Source organism: Mammaliicoccus sp. I-M35 (assembly GCF_022386455.1).
GTDB classification, from domain to species: domain Bacteria; phylum Bacillota; class Bacilli; order Staphylococcales; family Staphylococcaceae; genus Mammaliicoccus; species Mammaliicoccus sciuri_A.
In genome coordinates, this window is record NZ_JAJNIL010000002.1 from 215,187 (window position 1) to 235,206 (window position 20,020).

The 20,020-nt window shown below is 33.6% G+C and carries 20 protein-coding genes and 1 riboswitch; of the genes, 17 read left to right on the plus strand and 3 right to left on the minus strand.

Annotated elements, in window-relative coordinates; genetic code table 11:
- Positions 1 to 3: 3 nt before the first annotated feature.
- From LQ679_RS03755 to LQ679_RS03780, 6 genes are all read left to right on the plus strand, one after another.
- Complete coding sequence (locus LQ679_RS03755) at positions 4 to 1,500, plus strand: sugar ABC transporter ATP-binding protein (protein ID WP_204188447.1); 1,497 nt, start codon at positions 4 to 6, stop codon at positions 1,498 to 1,500.
- The gene (locus LQ679_RS03760) at positions 1,481 to 2,419 is read left to right on the plus strand and encodes an ABC transporter permease subunit (protein WP_037588979.1); all 939 of its coding nucleotides are present in this window, start codon (positions 1,481 to 1,483) and stop codon (positions 2,417 to 2,419) included. Before LQ679_RS03755 ends, LQ679_RS03760 begins: the two co-directional genes overlap by 20 nt.
- Before the next feature lie 24 nt (positions 2,420 to 2,443).
- Positions 2,444 to 3,358 carry a D-ribose ABC transporter substrate-binding protein gene (locus LQ679_RS03765; protein ID WP_191836466.1) on the plus strand — a complete coding sequence of 305 codons (915 nt, stop codon included), beginning with the start codon at positions 2,444 to 2,446 and terminating at the stop codon, positions 3,356 to 3,358.
- A gap of 185 nt (positions 3,359 to 3,543) precedes the next feature.
- Entirely contained in the window at positions 3,544 to 3,987 is a 444-nt protein-coding gene (locus LQ679_RS03770; RefSeq protein WP_025906400.1) for a Dps family protein, read from the plus strand.
- Between the two features lie 140 nt (positions 3,988 to 4,127).
- On the plus strand, positions 4,128 to 5,537 hold the full coding sequence (locus tag LQ679_RS03775; protein ID WP_025906398.1) for an FAD-binding oxidoreductase: 1,410 nt from the start codon (positions 4,128 to 4,130) through the stop codon (positions 5,535 to 5,537).
- A complete protein-coding gene (locus LQ679_RS03780; RefSeq protein ID WP_239762102.1) occupies positions 5,527 to 6,783 on the plus strand; it encodes a (Fe-S)-binding protein in 1,257 nt (418 codons plus the stop codon). The genes LQ679_RS03775 and LQ679_RS03780 overlap by 11 nt, the downstream gene beginning before the upstream one ends.
- 268 nt (positions 6,784 to 7,051) lie before the next feature.
- Here LQ679_RS03780 and deoD read toward each other — a convergent pair whose 3' ends face one another.
- Entirely contained in the window at positions 7,052 to 7,762 is a 711-nt protein-coding gene (gene deoD, locus LQ679_RS03785; protein ID WP_025906394.1) for a purine-nucleoside phosphorylase, read from the minus strand.
- 112 nt (positions 7,763 to 7,874) lie between these two features.
- Here deoD and LQ679_RS03790 point away from each other — a divergent pair, with 112 nt between their 5' ends.
- The 5 genes from LQ679_RS03790 to LQ679_RS03810 all read left to right on the plus strand — a co-directional run bounded on the left by LQ679_RS03790 (position 7,875) and on the right by LQ679_RS03810 (position 12,487).
- Positions 7,875 to 8,810, plus strand: a complete 936-nt coding sequence (locus LQ679_RS03790) for a sugar-binding transcriptional regulator (RefSeq protein WP_126477248.1) — start codon at positions 7,875 to 7,877, stop codon at positions 8,808 to 8,810.
- 84 nt (positions 8,811 to 8,894) lie between these two features.
- Positions 8,895 to 9,557, plus strand: coding sequence for a deoxyribose-phosphate aldolase (gene deoC / locus LQ679_RS03795; protein WP_159315422.1), 663 nt, complete (start codon positions 8,895 to 8,897; stop codon positions 9,555 to 9,557).
- Between the two features lie 82 nt (positions 9,558 to 9,639).
- The gene (locus tag LQ679_RS03800; protein ID WP_037589816.1) at positions 9,640 to 10,941 is read left to right on the plus strand and encodes a pyrimidine-nucleoside phosphorylase; all 1,302 of its coding nucleotides are present in this window, start codon (positions 9,640 to 9,642) and stop codon (positions 10,939 to 10,941) included.
- 11 nt (positions 10,942 to 10,952) lie between these two features.
- Positions 10,953 to 12,137 carry a phosphopentomutase gene (gene deoB, locus LQ679_RS03805; RefSeq protein WP_239762103.1) on the plus strand — a complete coding sequence of 395 codons (1,185 nt, stop codon included), beginning with the start codon at positions 10,953 to 10,955 and terminating at the stop codon, positions 12,135 to 12,137.
- Positions 12,137 to 12,487, plus strand: a complete 351-nt coding sequence (locus tag LQ679_RS03810; protein ID WP_025906386.1) for a DoxX family protein — start codon at positions 12,137 to 12,139, stop codon at positions 12,485 to 12,487. The genes deoB and LQ679_RS03810 overlap by 1 nt, the downstream gene beginning before the upstream one ends.
- Positions 12,488 to 13,210: 723 nt before the next feature.
- Here the strand turns inward: LQ679_RS03810 and LQ679_RS03815 are convergent.
- The gene (locus LQ679_RS03815; RefSeq protein WP_025904442.1) at positions 13,211 to 13,678 is read right to left on the minus strand and encodes an S-ribosylhomocysteine lyase; all 468 of its coding nucleotides are present in this window, start codon (positions 13,676 to 13,678) and stop codon (positions 13,211 to 13,213) included.
- Between the two features lie 137 nt (positions 13,679 to 13,815).
- On the opposite strand from LQ679_RS03815, the gene LQ679_RS03820 reads away from it, so the two are divergent.
- From LQ679_RS03820 to LQ679_RS03845, 6 genes are all read left to right on the plus strand, one after another.
- Positions 13,816 to 14,358, plus strand: coding sequence for a GrpB family protein (locus LQ679_RS03820; protein WP_025904443.1), 543 nt, complete (start codon positions 13,816 to 13,818; stop codon positions 14,356 to 14,358).
- Positions 14,359 to 14,401: 43 nt separating this feature from the next.
- Positions 14,402 to 14,501, plus strand: a riboswitch (SAM riboswitch).
- 59 nt (positions 14,502 to 14,560) lie between these two features.
- Positions 14,561 to 15,748: a M20 family metallopeptidase gene (locus tag LQ679_RS03825; RefSeq protein ID WP_037589813.1), complete on the plus strand. Its 1,188-nt coding sequence runs from the start codon at positions 14,561 to 14,563 to the stop codon at positions 15,746 to 15,748.
- Positions 15,745 to 16,938, plus strand: coding sequence for an L-aspartate--L-methionine ligase LdmS (ldmS, locus tag LQ679_RS03830; RefSeq protein ID WP_239762104.1), 1,194 nt, complete (start codon positions 15,745 to 15,747; stop codon positions 16,936 to 16,938). The genes LQ679_RS03825 and ldmS overlap by 4 nt, the downstream gene beginning before the upstream one ends.
- Positions 16,939 to 17,048: 110 nt before the next feature.
- On the plus strand, positions 17,049 to 17,696 hold the full coding sequence (locus tag LQ679_RS03835) for a DUF2750 domain-containing protein (protein ID WP_224658883.1): 648 nt from the start codon (positions 17,049 to 17,051) through the stop codon (positions 17,694 to 17,696).
- Between the two features lie 181 nt (positions 17,697 to 17,877).
- The gene (locus LQ679_RS03840) at positions 17,878 to 18,642 is read left to right on the plus strand and encodes a hypothetical protein (protein ID WP_196307587.1); all 765 of its coding nucleotides are present in this window, start codon (positions 17,878 to 17,880) and stop codon (positions 18,640 to 18,642) included.
- 2 nt (positions 18,643 to 18,644) lie between these two features.
- Entirely contained in the window at positions 18,645 to 19,166 is a 522-nt protein-coding gene (locus LQ679_RS03845) for a hypothetical protein (protein ID WP_196307586.1), read from the plus strand.
- A gap of 73 nt (positions 19,167 to 19,239) precedes the next feature.
- Here the strand turns inward: LQ679_RS03845 and LQ679_RS03850 are convergent, their stop codons facing one another.
- Positions 19,240 to 20,010: a TrmB family transcriptional regulator gene (locus LQ679_RS03850; protein WP_107576511.1), complete on the minus strand. Its 771-nt coding sequence runs from the start codon at positions 20,008 to 20,010 to the stop codon at positions 19,240 to 19,242.
- Between the last annotated feature and the right edge of the window lie 10 nt (positions 20,011 to 20,020).

A 20,020-nucleotide genomic window follows, 5' to 3' on the forward strand; every position in this document is an offset into this window, starting at 1 on the left:
TTCATGCTAGAAATGTCTGGTGTACATAAAGCGTTTGGCCAAAATAAAGTGTTAACTGGTGTAGATTTTAAATTAAAAGAAGCTTCAGTTCATGCACTTATGGGAGAAAATGGTGCAGGGAAATCAACTTTAATGAAGATTCTTGTTGGTATTCATGAAAAGGATGCAGGTCAAATTAATTATCACAATCAAGAAGTTGTCTTTAAAGATGCTCAAATGTCAGAAGAAGCAGGTATTACGTTTATACATCAAGAGCTTAATATTTGGCCAGAGTTAACAGTGCTTGAAAATTTATTTATCGGGAAAGAAATGCGCAATAAATTTGGCATATTAAATGAGAAGAAAATGAAGCAAGAAGCATTAAAAGTCTTTGAAAAATTAAACTTTAATATCTCATTGAAGAAAGTTGCAGGAAAATGTTCAATCGGTGAACAACAAATGATAGAAATTGCTAAAGCTTTAATGACCAATGCAAAAATTATCATCATGGATGAACCAACTGCAGCACTTACAGATAAAGAAATTACACAGTTATTTAAACTTATTAAAAATCTTCAAAATCAAGGCGTTTCATTCGTTTATATTTCACATAGAATGGCTGAGATATTTGAGATTTCTGATGAAATTACCGTTATGAGAGATGGTAAAACTGTATTATACAAACCTACAAGCGAAACCAATTACGATGAAATTGTTAAATCAATGGTAGGTAGAGACTTAACAGATCAGTTTCCAGAAAGAACCGTTGAACCAGGTGAAACATTGATGCATGTTAAATCACTTAATAATGATGAACAAGGCATCAAAGATATTTCATTCTCATTAAGAAAAGGTGAAATATTAGGATTTAGTGGTTTAATGGGCGCTGGTAGAACTGAGATTATGAGAAGTCTGTTCGGAATTGATAAAGGTCATAAAGATATAGACATTAATGGTAAATCCGTATTGATTAAGTCACCGGAAGATGCGATGAAACATGGTCTAGGCTTAATTACTGAAAATAGAAAAGATGAAGGACTGATTCTCGATTTCTCAATCGAACATAATATGGTTCTACCATCTCTTGAAAGCTTTTCAAATAAAGGATTTATTAAAGAACAAGCGACGCATGTGTTTGCAGATCAAATGAGCAAAAGGCTCAATATTAAGACGCCACGAAAAGCGCTAGTATCATCACTTTCAGGTGGTAACCAACAAAAAGTAGTATTAGCAAAATGGATTGGTACAGGTGCTCAAATATTGATTTTAGATGAACCGACAAGAGGAATAGACGTTGGTGCTAAGCGAGAAATTTATCAGTTGATGAATGAGCTAACTGAACGTGGTGTGTCGATTATTATGATTTCTTCAGAGTTACCTGAAGTTATCGGCATGAGTGATCGCGTTATTGTAGTTCAAGAAGGCAATATTAAAGGTGAAGTTGAAGGCGAAAATATAACAGAAGAAAATATTATGACATTAGCTACAGGAGGGGAATTACATGCAACAACTAACAGCTAAGACTTCATTAGTCGAAAAAATTATTCCATTTATAGGACTTATATTATTAATCGTCGTGATTAGTATTATGAACTCAGCATTTCTAGATTTATCGAATTTATTAAACTTATTAAGACAAGTTTCAATTAACGGGTTAATTGCTTTTGGTATGACATTTGTTATTTTAACTGGCGGCATAGACTTATCAGTCGGTTCGATACTCGCATTATCAAGTGCATTTACTGCAATCTTAATTACAAGTGGTTTAGATCCAATCGTAGCATTGATTGTCGGAGTACTTGGTGGCTTCTTATTAGGTGTATTTAATGGTGTATTAGTAACATTCGGGAGTATGGCACCATTCATCGCAACACTTGCAACGATGACAATATTTAGAGGTTTAACACTCGTTGTAACAGATGGTAACCCTATTACTAATTTAGGTGATAGTTATATGTTCCAACTATTTGGTAAAGGTTATTTCTTCGGAATTCCAGTACCAGCAGTCACAATGATTATTGTATTTATTATATTGGCGATTATTTTACAAAAAACAACATTTGGTAGACATACATATGCTATCGGTGGTAATGAAGTCGCTTCAAAAATTTCTGGTATTAAAGTAAACAGAGTGAAAATTTTAATTTATGGTATTTCTGGTTTAATGTCTGCATTAGCAGGTGCAATTTTAACATCACGTTTAAACTCAGCTCAACCTACAGCTGGTACTTCATATGAGTTAGATGCTATCGCTGCAGTTGTATTAGGCGGAACTTCTTTAACAGGCGGTAAAGGTAGAATTGTTGGAACGCTTATTGGTGTACTTATTATTGGTGTACTTAATAACGGTCTAAATTTATTAGGAGTATCATCATTTTACCAACAAGTCGTAAAAGGTATTGTTATTTTAATTGCTGTATTAATAGATAGAAAAAAATAATCAATTAGATTGAGGGGAAAACAAATGAAGAAATTATTAATACTATTAATGACAACTGTGTTATTTTTAGCGGCATGTTCACTTGAATCGCCTTTGAAAAAAGATAATGAAGGTAAAACAAATAAGAAAAAATCTGATATAACGATTGGTGTCAGTGTTTCAACATTAAATAACCCATTCTTCGTTTCAATTAAAGAAGGTATTGAAAAAGAAGCTGAAAAACAAGGTATGAAAGTAAAAGTAGTTGATGCAAGAGATGATTCAGCTAAACAAACAAATGATATAGAAGATTTAGTTCAACAACAAGTTGATTATTTAGTAGTCAATCCTACAGATTCTAGTGCAATTTCTAGTGCCGTTCAGTCAGCAAATAATGAAGGTATACCTGTTATTACATTAGATAGATCAGTTGATAAAGGTGATGTTGCAACATTTATCGCTTCAGATAACGTTGAAGGCGGTAAAATGGGCGGACAATTTATTTTAGATAAATTAAGTAAAAATGCTAAAGTTGCTGAATTAGAAGGTGTTCCAGGTGCAAGTGCAACAAGAGAAAGAGGAGAAGGCTTCCATAAAGTTGCCGACAAATCACTTGATGTCATTGCTAAACAAAGTGCTAAGTTTGATCGAGCAGAAGGATTAAACGTGACACAAAATATCTTACAAGCACATCCAGAAGTAGAAGCGATATTCTCACACAATGATGAAATGGCACTTGGTGCTATCGAAGCAATTGGTGATAAAGATGTAATCGTAGTTGGATTTGATGGTAATGAAGATGCAATGAAAGCAATTAAAAGTGGCAAATTAGATGCAACTGTCGCGCAACAACCTGATAAGATGGGTAAAGCTTCAGTAGACTCTATCAATAAATTGATGGACGGTAAGAAACTTGAGAAAGAAATTAAGATTCCACTTAAGCTTGAGAAAGCAGAATAAATGTTTATAAAACGATAAAGAAGGTATAAGTCTAATGTAGGCTTTACCTTCTTTTTTATGTAGATTTAAACTCTTATTTATAATTATTATAAATAAGTTGCTAAATATCGTTGACAGATTAGAATGATTATAATATAATAATTAATGTAATCAAGAAAAGATAACTACAGAGGAGTGTAAAATAAATGACAAATAATAAAGAAGTAATCGAAGCGTTAAATAAACAAGTAGCAGAGTGGACAGTATTATATACTAAATTACACAACTATCACTGGTATGTTAAAGGACCAAATTTCTTCTCACTACATGAGAAATTTGAAGAACTTTACAATGAAGCAAGTGTGTATGTTGACGATTTAGCTGAACGTATTTTAGCAATTGAAGGTAACCCAATCGCTACTTTAAGAGAAGCATTAGAATGGTCAGTTATTGAAGAAGCTGAGAAAAACTTAACTGCAAACCAAATGGTTGAACAATTATCTAAAGACTTCACAACTGTAATTGCTCAATTAGAAGAAGGTATTCAATTAGCAGAAAAAGTTAATGACGATATGACTGGTGATATGTTATTAGCAATGGTAACAAGTCTTGAAAAACACAACTGGATGTTAAAATCATTCTTAAAATAATATTGAATTATAAATACCTAATCCATGAACATATTGGATTAGGTATTTTTTAAATCATAAATGTAAACGTATTCACTTGAAATGAAAATTAAAGTAAACAGTGCTATCATGAATATAATTTCATATTGAGGGGGGATAACATGGAAGAACTCTATCATGCTTTAAAGAAACATTTAGATAATGGGCGCGTTTCTAAAGAAGTAGCGGATCTTTCAAGTTATAGTTTTGATGCTTCTTTCGGTGAATATATGCCTGATATTATTTGTCAGCCAATGTCTACTGAAGAAGTCGTGCATATTGTAAAGTTAAGTAATCAATATGACGTACCAATTTATCCGAGAGGTAGTGGTACAAGTTTAAGTGGGGGACCACTTGCTGTTCATGGTGGCATTGTGTTGGATTTTTCAAGATGGGACAATGAAATAACAGTTTACGAAAATGATTTAATGATGGAAGTTTCACCAGGCGTTATCACTGAGAAAATTCATAAAGTTGCTGAATCATATGGACTGATGTATCCACCTGATCCATCCAGTTCTCGTGTTTCAACAATTGGGGGCAACTTGGCTGAAAATGCAGGTGGACCAAGATGCTTAAAATATGGTGTCACGAAAGACTATGTTGTTGGATTAGAAGTTGTAACGGCCAACGGAGACATTATTCACTGTGGTGGACGCACAGTAAAAAATGTAACAGGTTATGATATGACGAAATTAATCGTAGGGTCAGAAGGTACGCTCGGTATTATTACAAAAGCTACTTTACAATTGATTCCTAAGCCGATTGATACAAAGACGGCAATGTTGCAGTTTGATGATTTTATTACGTCAGGTGAAGCGGTATCCAAAATTTTAAGATCAGGTATATTACCTTCTAAAATCGAAATTATGGATAAATATTGTGTTGATGCTGTATTGTCGACACACCCAATTGAGAATGTGACGGCTGATGCTGAGTCGGTATTGTTAGTCGAATTAGATGGCCATCCTTTAGCACTTGAAGCAGAAATGAAGATAATTGAAGAAACATGTGCTGCGTTACCTGGCTGTAAAGTCATCATTGCTGAAGATGAAAAACAGGCATCCGAACTTTGGGAAGTGCGTAAACTTGTGTCACCAGCTATCGTGAAATTTGGACCGACAAAGATAAGCGAAGATACAAGTGTGCCCGTCAGTCAAATTCCAGCTTTCTTTGAAGAAATTGAAAGAATCCGACAAACTTATCAATTAAATTTAGTTGTGTTTGGGCATGCTGGAGATGGCAATTTACATCCTAATATCATTACTGATAAACGTAAGCCAGAAGAAATGAAACGAGCTGAAGAAGCAGTTGCTGAAATTTTTAAAGCTTCACTGAAATTAGGCGGTACATTAAGTGGTGAACATGGTATTGGATTGTTTAAAAAGCCATTTATGTATAACGAATTTGATGAAGCAGGCATGAAATTTATGAAAGATGTAAAACAGGCATTGGACCCTAATAATCGTCTGAATCCAGGTAAAATCTTTCCAGACGAGCATGAAAGGTTTGTGTTAGTCCATGACGAATAATCTAATCGAAAAATTAGCTTATGATGCGACTTTTGATTGTGTTCAATGTGGCTTTTGTTTACCGTCTTGCCCTACATATTTAACGATGAAAGAAGAAAAACATTCTCCACGAGGTAGAATCAATCTTGTTAAATATGCAGTTGAAGGTAAAGCTGAACTTAAAGATTTAGAAGAAGCGATTGATTTATGTTTAGGCTGTAGACAATGTGAAACAGTTTGTCCAACGAATGTTCAGTATGGAGACATTTATGAATCGGCAGTCGAAGTATTACGAGAAAAGCGAAATAAAAAATTAGACACGCAAATTATGTCTGTATTTTTAGAACGTCAATATATGATAGATGCGATGTATAAAGGCTTGAAGCTCTATCATACGTCATTTGTTTCAGGGATTTTAAGTAAGACAAATGCATTGAAATTACTACCTGAAAGATTAGGGAATATGGCAATGATTTTGCCACCAGTTCAAAAAGATAAACGACCTTATCAAACACCTTTTAGAACGAAAAAAACAACAATTGGCTTTTTCAGAGGTTGTATGATGGATTCATTTTTCTCACATATCAACGATCTTGCGATAAAAATTTTAGAAGCGCATAATATTCAAGTTGTAGAAATTAAACAACAAACTTGTTGTGGCGCACTTCAACATCACGCAGGAGAAATGGATAAAGCAAGAAAATTAGCCAAATTAAATATTGAAGCGCTAGAAAAATACGATGTAGACTATTATGTCAATGCTATTGGTGGTTGTGGTGCTTCGTTAATAGAATATGATCATTTGTTGAGAAATGAAGCGGAGTGGAAAGCTAGAGCAGAACAGTTTGTTGATAAAGTGAGAGATATTTCAGTTATGTTAGAAGATATTGACTTGAACTTAGAACACCCGATTAATATACAAGCCACATATCAGCCATCATGTCATTTGCAAAACGTACAACATGTATTCAATGAACCTGAAAAAGTAATCAATCAAATAAAAGGATTAACATATAAAGTATTACCTGAAAAAGACATCTGTTGCGGTTCAGCAGGAATATATAATATCGTGAATTATGATGCATCGATGGAAATTTTAAATCGAAAAATGAGTCACGTAAAAGAAATAGAACCACAATTAATCATCACGTCAAATCCAGGATGTCACTTGCAAATGTTGCTAGGTGTTAAAAATGAAGGATTAGAAGATAAAATACAAGTCAAACATATTGTGGAAGTCGTTGCAGAAGCGTGTGGTATAGAATAATGAGGATGTCGAGATGAAGGTGAGAGATAATTGGTGCGGGTGTTAGGGACAGAATTCTGAGAAATGTCTCTAAGTGAGCGCCCACCTAATTACCAGAATTCAGAATAATGAAAGTTACAGCATTCTAACTACCACAATTCGAAATAATGGAAGTTAGCGACATCTAATTATCTAAATTCTGAAACCTAACGCAATCTATATTACTCCTTCACTTTCACAAATGAAAAGAGCTGAGACGGTAATCATCGTCTCAGCTCTCTTTTTATAATTATTCTGCGATTTCTAATGCAATTTCCATCATTTGTGTAAATGAATTTTGTCTTTCTTCTGCTGTTGTTGCTTCATCTCTTAATAAGTGGTCACTTACTGTGAAGATACCTAATGCTTTTTTACCAGCTGCTGCGGCATTTACATATAATCCTGCTGATTCCATTTCTACGCCTAAGATACCTAATCTAGCCCATTTGCTTGTTACTTCTGAGTCTGCATTATAGAAAATATCACTTGAGAAGATATTACCTACGTGAGATGTTGCGCCTATTTCGTCTGCTTTGTTTTTAGCGCTTGCTACTAAACCGAAGTCTGCGATTGGTGCGAAGTAACCTGGTACGTTGAATTGGTCAACATAACGAGAGTTCGTAGATGCACCTTGAGCGATAATAATATCGTATAAGTTGATATCTTCTTGCATAGCACCACATGATCCGATACGAATAATTGTGTCTACGTCAAAGAAATTATAAAGTTCATAAGAATAAATTCCGATTGAAGCGATACCCATACCTGAACCCATAACAGATACTTCTTTACCTTTATAAGTTCCTGTGTAACCTAACATATTTCTTACATCGTTGAATTGTTCTACATTTTCTAAAAAGTTTTCAGCGATAAATTTAGCACGTAATGGATCTCCCGGCATTAGTACTGTTTTTGCGATTTTTACACCATTTGGTTGAATATGTGGTGTTCCTTGAGTCATAACTATCTTCTCCTTTAAATAAAATAAAAGTTTTTTCATCTTAAAGATAACATTTGTTTAAATTTTTTGCGAATTTTTGTACGATAAGAGTGAAAGAAAGTGGTGAATAGGGATGGATTTACAAAAGAACAAGGATAGTATCAAGATTGCAAAGCTTTATTATCAAGAAGGTTTGAGCCAAGAAGCGATTGCGAAAAAGTTAAATATTTCAAGACCAACGATATCAAGATTATTAAATCATGCTAAAAATCAAGGCTTTGTGACGATTAAAATAGATGACCCTTATCAAGATGCAGAAAGTTTAGCTTCACTTTTAAAGGCGAAATACAATTTAAAAGATTGTGTTGTTGAACATGCATCTTATAACGATTATTCAAATATTCAAACGGCTATTGGTAAAAAGACTGCTGAATATTTAAATAAAATTGTGAAAAACGGGGATAATATTGGTATAAGTTGGGGTAAAACGATGTATCAAGTTTCTCAGTATCTAGAACAAAGTCATTTTAATGATATTGGTATTATCCAGTTGAAGGGTGGCATTAGTTTTTCAGATGTTGATACGAGAAGTCATCAAATTCTAGAAAGATTTGCTCAAGCTTATAATGCGACACCGAGAGATTTACCGTTACCCGTTATTTTTGATGTAAAAGAAGTTAAAGATATGGTTGAAAAAGACCGACATATTAAATCCATACTCGATCAAGGTAGACAAGTTGATGTTGCGATTTTTACTGTAGGAACAGTAAGAGATTCTGCCCTATTATTTAAACTTGGATTTTTGAGTGAAGAAGAAAAAGACCGACTTAAAAAATCAGCAGTAGGAGATATTTGTTCAAGATTTTATAATAGCAAAGGTGAAGTAGCAGACGAAGCTATTAATAATCGTACAATAGGTATTGATCTTGATGCGTTGAAAGGCATAGAACATTCAGTATTAGTTGCTGGAGGTGAGCATAAAGTCGCTTCTATTAGAGGTGCACTTGAAGGTAAATTGAGTAATATTTTAATTACAGATCAATACACTGCACAGGCGTTATTAGATTAGTGAACAATATTTCAGTTATCGTTTTACAAATGTTCAACAACGTTATATAATAGAGTTAATCAAAAAATATTAGGAGGATTCAACATGTCATTAGCTAAATATATCGATCACACAGCACTAAAACCAGATACGACTTTGGAACAAATTGATGCTTTATTAAGTGAAGCGAAAGAATATGGATTCAAATCAGTATGTGTCAATCCTACACACGTTGCACATGCCAAGAAAGCATTAGAAGGGACAGATGTACTTGTATGTACAGTAATCGGATTCCCTCTTGGAGCAAACACAAGTGAAGTTAAAGCATTTGAAACAGAAGATGCAATTAAAAAAGGTGCTCAAGAAGTAGATATGGTTATCAACATTGGCGCATTAAAAGACGGCAGAGATGAAGATGTTAAAAAAGATATCGAAAGTGTTGTTTCAGCAGCTAACGGTGTAACAACTAAAGTTATCATTGAAACTTCTTTATTAACAGATGCTGAAAAAGTGAGAGCATGTGAACTTGCTGTTGCAGCAGGTGCTGATTTTGTTAAAACTTCAACAGGATTTTCAACTGGTGGTGCAACTGCAGAAGATATTAAATTAATGCGTGAAACAGTTGGTCCTGATTTAGGCGTAAAAGCTTCTGGTGGTATCCGTTCATACGAAGATGTTAAAACAATGATAGATAATGGTGCAACACGTATCGGTGCTTCAGCAGGCGTTAAAATTTTAAAAGGTGAAGCGTCAGATTCAGATTACTAAAAATTAATGGTACTTGAAATAGTACCTTTAATTTTTCAAATTAAGGTAAGCGTATTCATACAAAAATTGGAGGGTATTAACGATGAGAATGGTTGATGTAATTGCAAAGAAACGTGACGGGAAAGAATTAACGAAAGAAGAAATTGAATTTTTTGTTAAAGGATATACTGCAGGCGATATTCCGGATTACCAAGCGTCTAGCTTAGCAATGGCTATATATTTTCAAGATATGACAGATGAAGAACGTGCAAACTTAACAATGGCTATGGTTGAATCAGGCGATCAAATTGATTTATCTGAAATTGAAGGCATTAAAGTTGATAAGCACTCTACAGGTGGTGTAGGTGATACAACAACACTTGTACTTGCACCTTTAGTAGCAGCATTAGACGTACCAGTCGCAAAAATGAGTGGACGTGGTTTAGGTCATACAGGTGGTACAATTGATAAACTTGAAGCGGTTGAAGGTTTCCATGTTGAAATCAGTGAACAAGAATTTATCGATTTAGTGAATAAAGATAAAGTAGCAGTAATCGGTCAAACAGGTAACTTAACACCTGCAGATAAAAAGCTATATGGCTTACGAGATGTTACAGGTACAGTCAATTCAATTCCATTAATTGCATCTTCAATTATGAGTAAGAAAATTGCAGCAGGTGCAGATGCGATTGTCTTAGATGTTAAGACTGGTGCAGGTGCATTTATGAAGACGATTGAAGATTCTGAGTTACTTGCGCATGCAATGGTTAAAATCGGGAATAATGTAGGTAGAAATACAATGGCAATTATTTCTGATATGAGCCAACCTTTAGGAAGAGCAATTGGTAATGGCTTAGAAGTGAAAGAAGCGATTGAAACATTAAAAGGTGAAGGTCCAGAAGATTTAACTGAACTTGTATTAACTTTAGGTTCTCAAATGGTTGTATTAGCTAAGAAAGCTGAAACTTTAGATGAAGCGAGAGAAAAACTTTTAGAAGTGATTCAAAATGGTAAAGCATTAGAAAAATTCAAAGTATTCCTTGAAAATCAAGGTGGAGACGGTTCTGTAGTAGATGACGTTACGAAGTTACCACAAGCACAATATACTTTTGAAGTTAAAGCTGAAACTTCAGGTTATGTATCACACATCGTTGCAGATGAAATTGGTGTTGCTTCAATGCTTTTAGGTGCAGGTAGAGCAACAAAGGATGATATAATTGACTTGGCAGTTGGTTTAGTATTAAATAAAAAAGTTGGCGATAAAGTTGAAGCGGGTGAATCGTTAGTAACGATTTACGCAAACCAAGAAGATGTTAAAGATGTAGAAGCTAAAATTTTAGAAAACATCACAATTTCTGACGAACAAGTTAAACCAACATTAATTCATAAAGTGATTACAGATTAGGAGTGTGTCAAATGACAAACCGATTTAAACGTATTCATTTAATCGTAATGGATTCAGTAGGTATTGGTGAAGCACCAGATGCTAAAGCATTCGGTGATGAAGGTTCTCATACATTAAAACATACACTTGAAGGTTTTAATGAAACATTACCAAACTTAGAAAAGTTAGGTTTAGGTAATATAGCAGACTTACCAGTAGTTCAAAAAGTTTCAAATCCAGAAGCATTCTATACTAAATTAAGTGAAGCTTCAGTTGGTAAAGATACAATGACAGGACATTGGGAAATCATGGGTCTAAATATTGATAAACCTTTTAAAGTCTATCCAGAAGGTTTTCCAGAAGAATTGGTAAAAGAAATTGAATCAATCACTGGTAGAAAAGTTGTTGCAAATAAACCAGCATCAGGTACTGCAATTATCGATGAATATGGTAAGCATCAAATGGAAACTGGAGATTTAATTGTATATACATCTGCAGATCCAGTGCTACAAATTGCAGCACATGAAGATATCATTCCTTTAGAAGAATTATATGATATTTGTGAGAAAGTAAGAGAGCTTACGAAAGATCCTAAATATCTAATAGGAAGAATTATTGCACGTCCATACGTTGGCGAGCCAGGTAACTTCACTAGAACATCAAACAGACATGACTATGCATTGAAACCATTTGGTAAAATAGTTATGAATACTTTAAAAGATGCGGATTACGATGTCATTGCAATCGGTAAAATTAATGACATTTATGATGGCGAAGGTGTTACGAAAGCTATTAGAACGAAAGATAACATGGACGGTATGGATCAATTAATCGATGTTGTGAAAAGTGATTTCACTGGAATCAGCTTCTTAAACTTGGTTGATTTTGATGCATTGTATGGTCACAGAAGAGATAAAGAAGGTTACGCACAAGCTATTAAAGACTTTGATAACCGATTAGAAGACTTACAAGCAGTATTAAATGAAGATGACTTAGTCATTATTACAGCAGACCACGGTAACGATCCAACTGCTCCAGGTACAGATCATACACGTGAATATGTACCATTATTAATGTATAGTCCAAGCATTAAAGAATATCATGAACTATCAGGTGATGATACATTTAGTTCAATTGGTGCAACAATTGCAGATAACTTTAATGTGACGCTACCTGAATTCGGTAAAAGCTATTTAAATGAGATGGGGATTAAGTAATGAATATAGTTAGACGATTATTTGGAATAGGATTTTCATTTGCAGGTGTGATGCATTTCGTAAGATCAGAAGGTTTTGAAGCAATCGTTCCAAACTATTTACCATTTAAAAAAGCGATTGTTTGGATAACAGGTGTGATGGAAATCGTATTTGGTATCATGTTAATGATCAAAAAGCCAAGTAGCTTAATGAAAAAATTAATCGAATGGTTCTTAGTAGCTGTATTTCCAGCGAATGTTTATATGGCGCAAAAGAACATCCCATTAAACGGTAAACAATTACCAAAATGGGCGTTGTGGGGTAGATTACCACTACAATATGTAATGATTAAACTAGTAAGAAAAATGTAATTTTTATATAGAGAGAGTTTGGGATATCGTATCCCAAACTCTTTTTTAATTTGTGGGTGAGCGTGATGGAGGGAATAGATGAATATTATGTTGGGGGAGTTGGGTGTTAGGTGTCGTTATTAGCAAGTTTGGCTGAAGGTGCAAATAGTGGGTGCGTTATTAGCAAGTTTGGTAAGAAGTGCAAATAGTGGGTGCGTTATTAGCAAGTTTGATAAGAAGTGCAAATAGTGGGTGCGTTATTAGCAGTTTTGGAGAGAAGTGCAAATAAGGAGCTCCTTGTTTACAGTTCAGCCGAGATTTGTAATTAAGGCGGCCCATAGTAACACTTCGGGCGAGTTTTGTAACTAAGGCGGCCCATAGTAACACTTTAGACGAGTTTTGTAACTAAGGCGGCCCATAGTAACACTTTAGGCGAGTTTTGTAACTAAGGCTATCCATAGTAACACTTCGGCCAAGATTTGTAACTAAGGCAGCCCATAGTAACAGTTCAGCCGAGATTTGTAACTAAGACTGTCCATAGTAACACTTCGGGCGAGTTTTGTAACTAAGGCGGCCCATAGTAACACTTCAGGCGAGTTTTGTAACTAACACCCCCGTTATGAACAAGTTTGGGCGAAAGTGTTCGTAAGACCCCCGTTATGAACAAGTTTGGGCAGAAGTGTTCACAACGCCCAGCGCCATTCCAACATAAAAAAGCCCAGGTCATATCCTGGGCTCTCCTTATTAATCTTCTTTAAAGATATTTTTCCAATTATCGCGTTCTGCTAAAAATTCTGTTGCTAGTTGTTGTGCGCCTTCTAATGAATGGCTTGCTGCCCATCCGCATTGTACTTCGTTACATGCTGGGACTTCTGTTGCTTGTTCTACGTCTTTAAGTGTTGCTTCTAATATAGCAAGTACGTCATCATAATCGTCATGATTGATGAATGAAGCATAAAATCCTGTTTGACATCCCATTGGACTTACGTCTACCACTTTGTCTGTATGGTTTCTAATGTTCTCAGCCATTAAATGTTCTAAGGAATGTAATGCAGGCATTTCCATATGTTCTTTGTTAGGTTGTTTAAATCGAATATCATATTTATGAATAACATCACCATTTAGTCCTTCTTTGATTCCCGCAAGTCTCACAAATGGTGCGTCTACTATCGTATGATCTAAATTAAAACTTTCTACATTCATTTTTGTCATGAAGATTCCTCCTTTGATTTCGGCATCATTATATCAAGTTAATTTTGAAAAAACAATCAATTCAGATTTCTTTTACTTTCTTTCTATGTTACTTTATAAGATAATATTAATAAATTATTCTGAAATTAGGTGATGAGATGGAGCGTTTACGTGTAGTCCCTTACGACAGTATATGGCAACACCTTTTTCTTGAAGAGAAAAAATATTTACAGTCGTTATTGAAAGAACATAGTATCAGCATTGAACATATAGGATCAACGGCTATTCCTGGATTATCTGCGAAGCCGATTATAGATATATTAATAGTTGTCAAAGATAGTAAATCAATTGATGAATTTACACATGAATTATCAGCTTTAGGATATGAATCTAAAGGAGAACGTGGTGTTATTGGTAATCGATATTTCAAAAAATATGATCATTACGGTGCAGTTTCTCACCATTTACATATTTATGATGAAGGTAGCCCACATATTTTAAGATTATTGTCCTTTAGAGATTATTTAAGAGCTTTTAATGGAGAAAGAGAAAGATATAGTCGTCTCAAGCATGACTTAGTCATTGAATTTCCTGATGACAGTGAACAGTACTATAAAGGAAAAGACAGCATGATTAAAGAATTCGAGAAAAAAGCAGAAAAATGGTACTTAAATTCCAATGATATTGCAACAAATCATTGACATATCCGAGTTAGACAGTTAGAATTAAATTCAAATTTCATACGAATTATCAAGAGAGACTGAGGGAAGGGCCCGATGAAGTCCAGCAACCTCCCATAATGGAAAGGTGCCAATTCCTACAGTTTGTTACTGGAAGATAAAAGAACGATTGGCGCACTCCTTACAAAGTAGTGCGCTTTTATATTGGAAAGGTGAATCATTAATGAGTAACTTATCGCAAAATATTATTAATTATATAGAACAAAATAGACATTTATATTTATCAATGAGTCATCAAATTCATGAACGTCCTGAGTTAGGAAATGAAGAAGTATTTGCATCACGATTATTAAGCGATCAATTAAAGAGTCATCATTTTAAGATAGAGAAGAATATTGCGAAACATCCAACAGGTTTCATTGCAACGTATGACTCAGGAAAAGAAGGTCCAACTATTGCATATTTAGCAGAATATGATGCATTACCAGGTCTCGGTCATGCGTGTGGTCATAATATTATTGGGACATCAAGTGTGTTAGCAGGTATCAGTTTGTCTAAAGTGATTGATCAAGTCGGAGGAAAAGTTGTCGTATTAGGTTGTCCTGCTGAGGAAGGGGGTATTAATGGTAGTGCAAAAGCAACTTATGTGAAAGCTGGTATTATCGATAATATTGATATTGCACTAATGGTCCATCCTGGCCATGAGACGTACGTGACAGTGCCTTCATTAGCTGTAGATGTATTTGATGTTAAATTCTATGGACGAAGCGCTCATGCCTCTGAAAATGCTTTTGAAGCGGTTAATGCGTTAGATGCTATGTTATCTTTCTTTAATGGGGTGAGCATGTTAAGACAACAAATTAAAAAGACAGATAAAGTGCATGGTGTCATATTAAATGGTGGTGAGGCAGCGAATATTATTCCTGACTTTACTCATGCACGTTTCTACACGCGTGCCACTTCTCGAAAAGAACTAGATATTCTTACTGATAAAGTGAGAAAAATAGCTGAAGGGGCAGCTATACAAACAGGCGGTACATATGAATTAAGACCAATCCAAAATGGTGTAAATGAATTCGTGATTAATAAACCACTAGACGAATTATTTAGAAAGCACGCTGAACAAGTTGGGGAAGAAGTAATTGATGACGATTTTGGTTTTGGTTCTACAGATACGGGGAATGTAAGTCATATCGTACCGACTATACATCCACACATTAAAATTGGACCATCTAATTTAGTCGGTCATACGAAAGAATTTTGCCAAGCTGCTGCAAGTACAAAGGGTGATAAGGCATTAATTAACGGTGCGAAAATATTGGCATCAATGGGATTAGAACTTATAGAGAATGTATCCCTTAGAAATGAAATCATTGAGCATCATCAAACATTAAGGGAGAACTTGTTATGAACAAAGAATATAGGAAACCACTCAATTTAACGTTAAGAGATTTATATGAAGAAGGTATTGTATATAATGCAAGACCTTCTTATGAAGATAATCCTTGGTTAAAAGCTGAAGAAGCACAATCTAATTTTTTAACAGCAAGAGAAATGATTATTAGTAATATGCCAATGATCGTTCATGAAGCGTGTTTAACAGATAATGTTAAACGAATTTTAAAATTAGTAAATGTGGATATTCCGAGCAATATATATACTTTTAAAGATAGAACGCAATATGAACATTTACTACAACAGTTAACATCTGACAATAAAAAAATATTCTTCCAATACATACATGGTCAACATTTATGTAAAGACGAAGAATATGCCGTTTATAAACCTAAATTTATAGATTTAAATAATAAATCTAAAATTGAACAATGGACGGGTGGTAAATATTTACCGAAACGTGAAATTGTGAAAGCAGAAGAATTTGAACAAGCTATTCAAAACTGGGATTTACCATTAGTCATTAAACCGGGAGACGAGTTACCTACAGCAGGTGGGTATGGTGTAATGATTTGTTATAATAAAGCGGATTTAAAGAAAGCAACAAATAGAATTAAAGAAGCATCAGATACAAAATACATTATCATCGAACAATTCATTGAAGAAATTGATAATTATTGTGTTCAATACGTATATAGTGAAAAGACGGGTATACAATATATAGGTGCTGTTAAACAGCTTACAGATGAATATGGCTTCTACAATGGTAATGTGAATTCAAATCATGTACCACAAAGTGTTATAGATGCTGGGTATGAAATTATGAAAAATGGTGTTGAGCATGGTTATAAAGGTGTATCAGGGTTTGATCTTCTCGTAGATAAAAACCATGACGTTTATGCAATTGATTTAAACTTCAGACAAAATGGTTCAACAAGTATGTTATTACTTAAAGATCGTTTACATGAAGGTTTTCATAAATTTCTAAGTTATCATTCAAAAGGAGATAACACGCATTTCATCAATACAATAGAACAATTCATCAAAAATGGCCACCTCTATCCACTTGCATACTATGATGGTGACTATTTCGGAAAAGACAACGTAAAATCAAGATTTGTTGGAATTTGGCATGCAAAAACTGAAGAAAAGGCATTAGAACAAGAGCAACTTTTTCTAGATGCATTAAGTAGTCAAAATAAATAAAAAATTTTTTACAATTTAACTTCTTTTATATTGACTTATACCTAATACGTATAATATATTTTATTGGGATTAAATATAAAGAAAAGGGTGGTAGAATGGCTATCCAGGATATGTCTAAATTTAAACAAATATTAACAAAAGAAAGATTTTATGTTGTGCTGAATGACCGTAAAATCTTAAGAGACGGCGATACTGATTTTCGTCTAATTTGGTCAACGAAAGAAAGTGCAGAATCATATTTGAAATCGTATGAAATTACTAAATACGATAAAATTATGGAGTTAGATTTAGATAGATTTGTTACATACGAAATGGATGATATCCTTGATGAAGGCGATCAATTCATTGTGGACAAATCAGCAGAAGATAACGGAATAAAAGTAGAAGCAATTCCATTCATAGAAGAAATCATGAGTGAACTAGATGATATCCGAATAGATGAATTTGCAGAAGACATTTGTAACGAAAACTATGTTTACGGGTTAACAGTAAAAGGACAAAAACAATTCATTATCGTATCAGAAGAAGATGCAAGTCTACCAAACATGATGACAGTATGGAGTACACGCAAATTAGCAGAAAAAGTACACCGTGATGACTTCGAAGAATACGATATTATTGAAGTAGAAACAGAAGTCTTCGAAGAATGGTTAGAAGACTTGAAACAAGAAGACATCGCATTAGGAATCAACTTAAAATCAGGCATGATCGGTACAGTAACAGATCCAAAAGCCATTTTAAACGCAATGCCTTGTTAAATTATTAAATAAATAATTGTAATTACAAAAGACGCTCGCTATAAAGCAAGCGTCTTTTTTTGTCTTTCGAATTAATTGCAATTAATTAATAATATAATATTATTCGATTGTTGTAAAAATACTAACTGGAGGTTATAATAAATCAAAAAATGGTAAATTATAGTAATTGGAGGCGATTGATATGCTTAAGCACTTAAAATTAATCATTTATAAATGGCAATTTATAATTTCTTTTCTACTTTTATGTTCAATATCCATTATTCATTTGTGGAATGTCAAAATAGAGCATGGAGAACATCAACTACTAGAGTATACGCCTTACACAGAAAATATCATGATTAATGGTGGCTCATTATTATCTATTTTATATGTATGGATTATGCCATTGCTCATTTCAATTGGCGTTAGTACGTTATTTTATAAACTAAATTTGAAATCAAAGTTTAAAACATTAATTTATTCGAGTGTTGTATCGTTTATTATGGTAACTATACCACTTTTAATAAATTTTTTAGGAATGTTTATGATTTTACCGAATATAAAACCTGATATTGTATTTAAACAATTCGGTGGCATTTTTTCAGATAATCCAATGATCATTTCTATGTATTATGATTATCCAACAATATTTATATTATCGTTAATTGTGTTTGTAGGTTTATGGGGCATAGTAACAAACGTATTCTCAATATCATTACTATTATATTTTGGTGAGAAGGTTATTGTTAAGTTCATACCTTTCATTCTTCAAACACTATTTTATGCAATCACAGAATTCATGATAGTCGATATAATTGTATCGCCTATACATTTCTTATTAATATCATATGGTATATATAATTCACAATTTTTACCGAGTTTATTCTGTATATCGATTTATCTTGTATTGATTACATACATATATAGATTAAGCAGCGAAGAAAAAGTCATCAAAGTAGGTGAATAACTATGAAAAAAACACTCATCATTACCGTTTTAGTCGTTCTATTTTTAAGTATTGGTTCAGTAGGGTACCATCAATATGTAAAGGCAAATGAAAAATTTACAGATTACGAATTAAAAAAAGAGGAGATTCAATTAAATCATAATCATGAAATAAGTGTAGGCAAGTTAAAAATCAGTAATTTAGATGCGTATACTGTTAGTAATGAAATAACAATAGATATGGATATGACGATTTTAAAAAATAAAGGATCAAAATATGAATTTGAAAAAAACATAGATGGAGCTTTCATTTTACTTGTTGATGATTTATATGATACAAGTAGCGGAAAATATGAATTGAAAAATAGTAAATATAAAACAGCTAGTGAGACTTATGATAAATACGAAGCTCGTTTAAGTTTTAGCACTAACCTTGATAATATTAAAGGTAAACATAAATTGGAAGTCGTTTACCTCGACCGTAATGGTCATAAGTTGAAGAAATTATATTTACCGATTCGTGTTGACGGTGGGAAGATTGTTTGATACATTATTAGTAACTACTAAGGTAGTTACTACATCCCAACGTAGTAAAATCATTTATCCCAAATAATAACCCTTAAGAGAAAAAGGTTTTTCTCTTAAGGGTTATTTCGTCTTCTATATCTTCTTCAAATTTACTAATATATTTATTGACTAAGACGTCATGCCAAATGTAGTCTTTCATCATTTTTATTTGTGTATGGTCATAACTGATATAAGCGCGCATATTTGATTCTGCTGTTTGTCCGTAAATCATGTGTTCATCGTCTACGATTACGACAAATGGTTTAAGTGCTAATGAACTTTTGACGTAGTTTGTATAACGGTGATTAATGAGATCATAGCCGGGTTGGTCGACTTGGAATGTAATCCCTTGAATATGAATATCTTCTGAGACATGATTTGTTAAGATGTCATATAAGTCTGGCCATATTGAAACGGTGATTTGTCTTTTAGCTTGTTTAATGGCAGATGTTACGGCATCGATGATTGTTGATTCATTTGTTAAGACTTCTATTTGAATAGGCGCATTGTCTGTTACGATATTTAATTTATTGATTTCTTGTTCGAGTTGAAGGAGTTCTTCATTTTGCTTTTTTTCAAATAGTTGAATGGTTTGTTTTGGTGATAGGGCATAGTAGTATTTCTTTTGGTCTTGTAAATTGAAATAAGCGAGTCCTTGTTCATCAAGTTTATTGAGTGCTTCATAAATTTTTGAACGTGGTACGCTTGATATTTCACTTAGTTTATAAGCTGTTATGCCTGGATTTTGAACAAGGGCGATATAAGCTTTAGAGCCATACTCACTTAATCCAAAGCGTTTTAAAATGTCTATCATTTGATTCATAGTGTCACCT

Excerpts from the sequence above, each read along its gene's own strand:
- LQ679_RS03850 (WP_107576511.1), bottom strand. The coding sequence starts at position 20,010 with ATGAATCAAATGATAGACATTTTAAAACGCTTTGGATTAAGTGAGTAT.
- deoC (WP_159315422.1), top strand. The coding sequence starts at position 8,895 with ATGTCATTAGCTAAATATATCGATCACACAGCACTAAAACCAGATACG.
- LQ679_RS03800 (WP_037589816.1), top strand. The coding sequence starts at position 9,640 with ATGAGAATGGTTGATGTAATTGCAAAGAAACGTGACGGGAAAGAATTA.
- deoB (WP_239762103.1), top strand. The coding sequence starts at position 10,953 with ATGACAAACCGATTTAAACGTATTCATTTAATCGTAATGGATTCAGTA.
- LQ679_RS03760 (WP_037588979.1), top strand. The coding sequence starts at position 1,481 with ATGCAACAACTAACAGCTAAGACTTCATTAGTCGAAAAAATTATTCCA.
- LQ679_RS03835 (WP_224658883.1), top strand. The coding sequence starts at position 17,049 with ATGTCTAAATTTAAACAAATATTAACAAAAGAAAGATTTTATGTTGTG.
- LQ679_RS03765 (WP_191836466.1), top strand. The coding sequence starts at position 2,444 with ATGAAGAAATTATTAATACTATTAATGACAACTGTGTTATTTTTAGCG.
- LQ679_RS03780 (WP_239762102.1), top strand. The coding sequence starts at position 5,527 with ATGACGAATAATCTAATCGAAAAATTAGCTTATGATGCGACTTTTGAT.
- LQ679_RS03755 (WP_204188447.1), top strand. The coding sequence starts at position 4 with ATGCTAGAAATGTCTGGTGTACATAAAGCGTTTGGCCAAAATAAAGTG.
- deoD (WP_025906394.1), bottom strand. The coding sequence starts at position 7,762 with ATGACTCAAGGAACACCACATATTCAACCAAATGGTGTAAAAATCGCA.
- LQ679_RS03810 (WP_025906386.1), top strand. The coding sequence starts at position 12,137 with ATGAATATAGTTAGACGATTATTTGGAATAGGATTTTCATTTGCAGGT.
- ldmS (WP_239762104.1), top strand. The coding sequence starts at position 15,745 with ATGAACAAAGAATATAGGAAACCACTCAATTTAACGTTAAGAGATTTA.
- LQ679_RS03845 (WP_196307586.1), top strand. The coding sequence starts at position 18,645 with ATGAAAAAAACACTCATCATTACCGTTTTAGTCGTTCTATTTTTAAGT.
- LQ679_RS03790 (WP_126477248.1), top strand. The coding sequence starts at position 7,875 with ATGGATTTACAAAAGAACAAGGATAGTATCAAGATTGCAAAGCTTTAT.
- LQ679_RS03770 (WP_025906400.1), top strand. The coding sequence starts at position 3,544 with ATGACAAATAATAAAGAAGTAATCGAAGCGTTAAATAAACAAGTAGCA.
- LQ679_RS03775 (WP_025906398.1), top strand. The coding sequence starts at position 4,128 with ATGGAAGAACTCTATCATGCTTTAAAGAAACATTTAGATAATGGGCGC.
- LQ679_RS03825 (WP_037589813.1), top strand. The coding sequence starts at position 14,561 with ATGAGTAACTTATCGCAAAATATTATTAATTATATAGAACAAAATAGA.
- LQ679_RS03820 (WP_025904443.1), top strand. The coding sequence starts at position 13,816 with ATGGAGCGTTTACGTGTAGTCCCTTACGACAGTATATGGCAACACCTT.
- LQ679_RS03815 (WP_025904442.1), bottom strand. The coding sequence starts at position 13,678 with ATGACAAAAATGAATGTAGAAAGTTTTAATTTAGATCATACGATAGTA.
- LQ679_RS03840 (WP_196307587.1), top strand. The coding sequence starts at position 17,878 with ATGCTTAAGCACTTAAAATTAATCATTTATAAATGGCAATTTATAATT.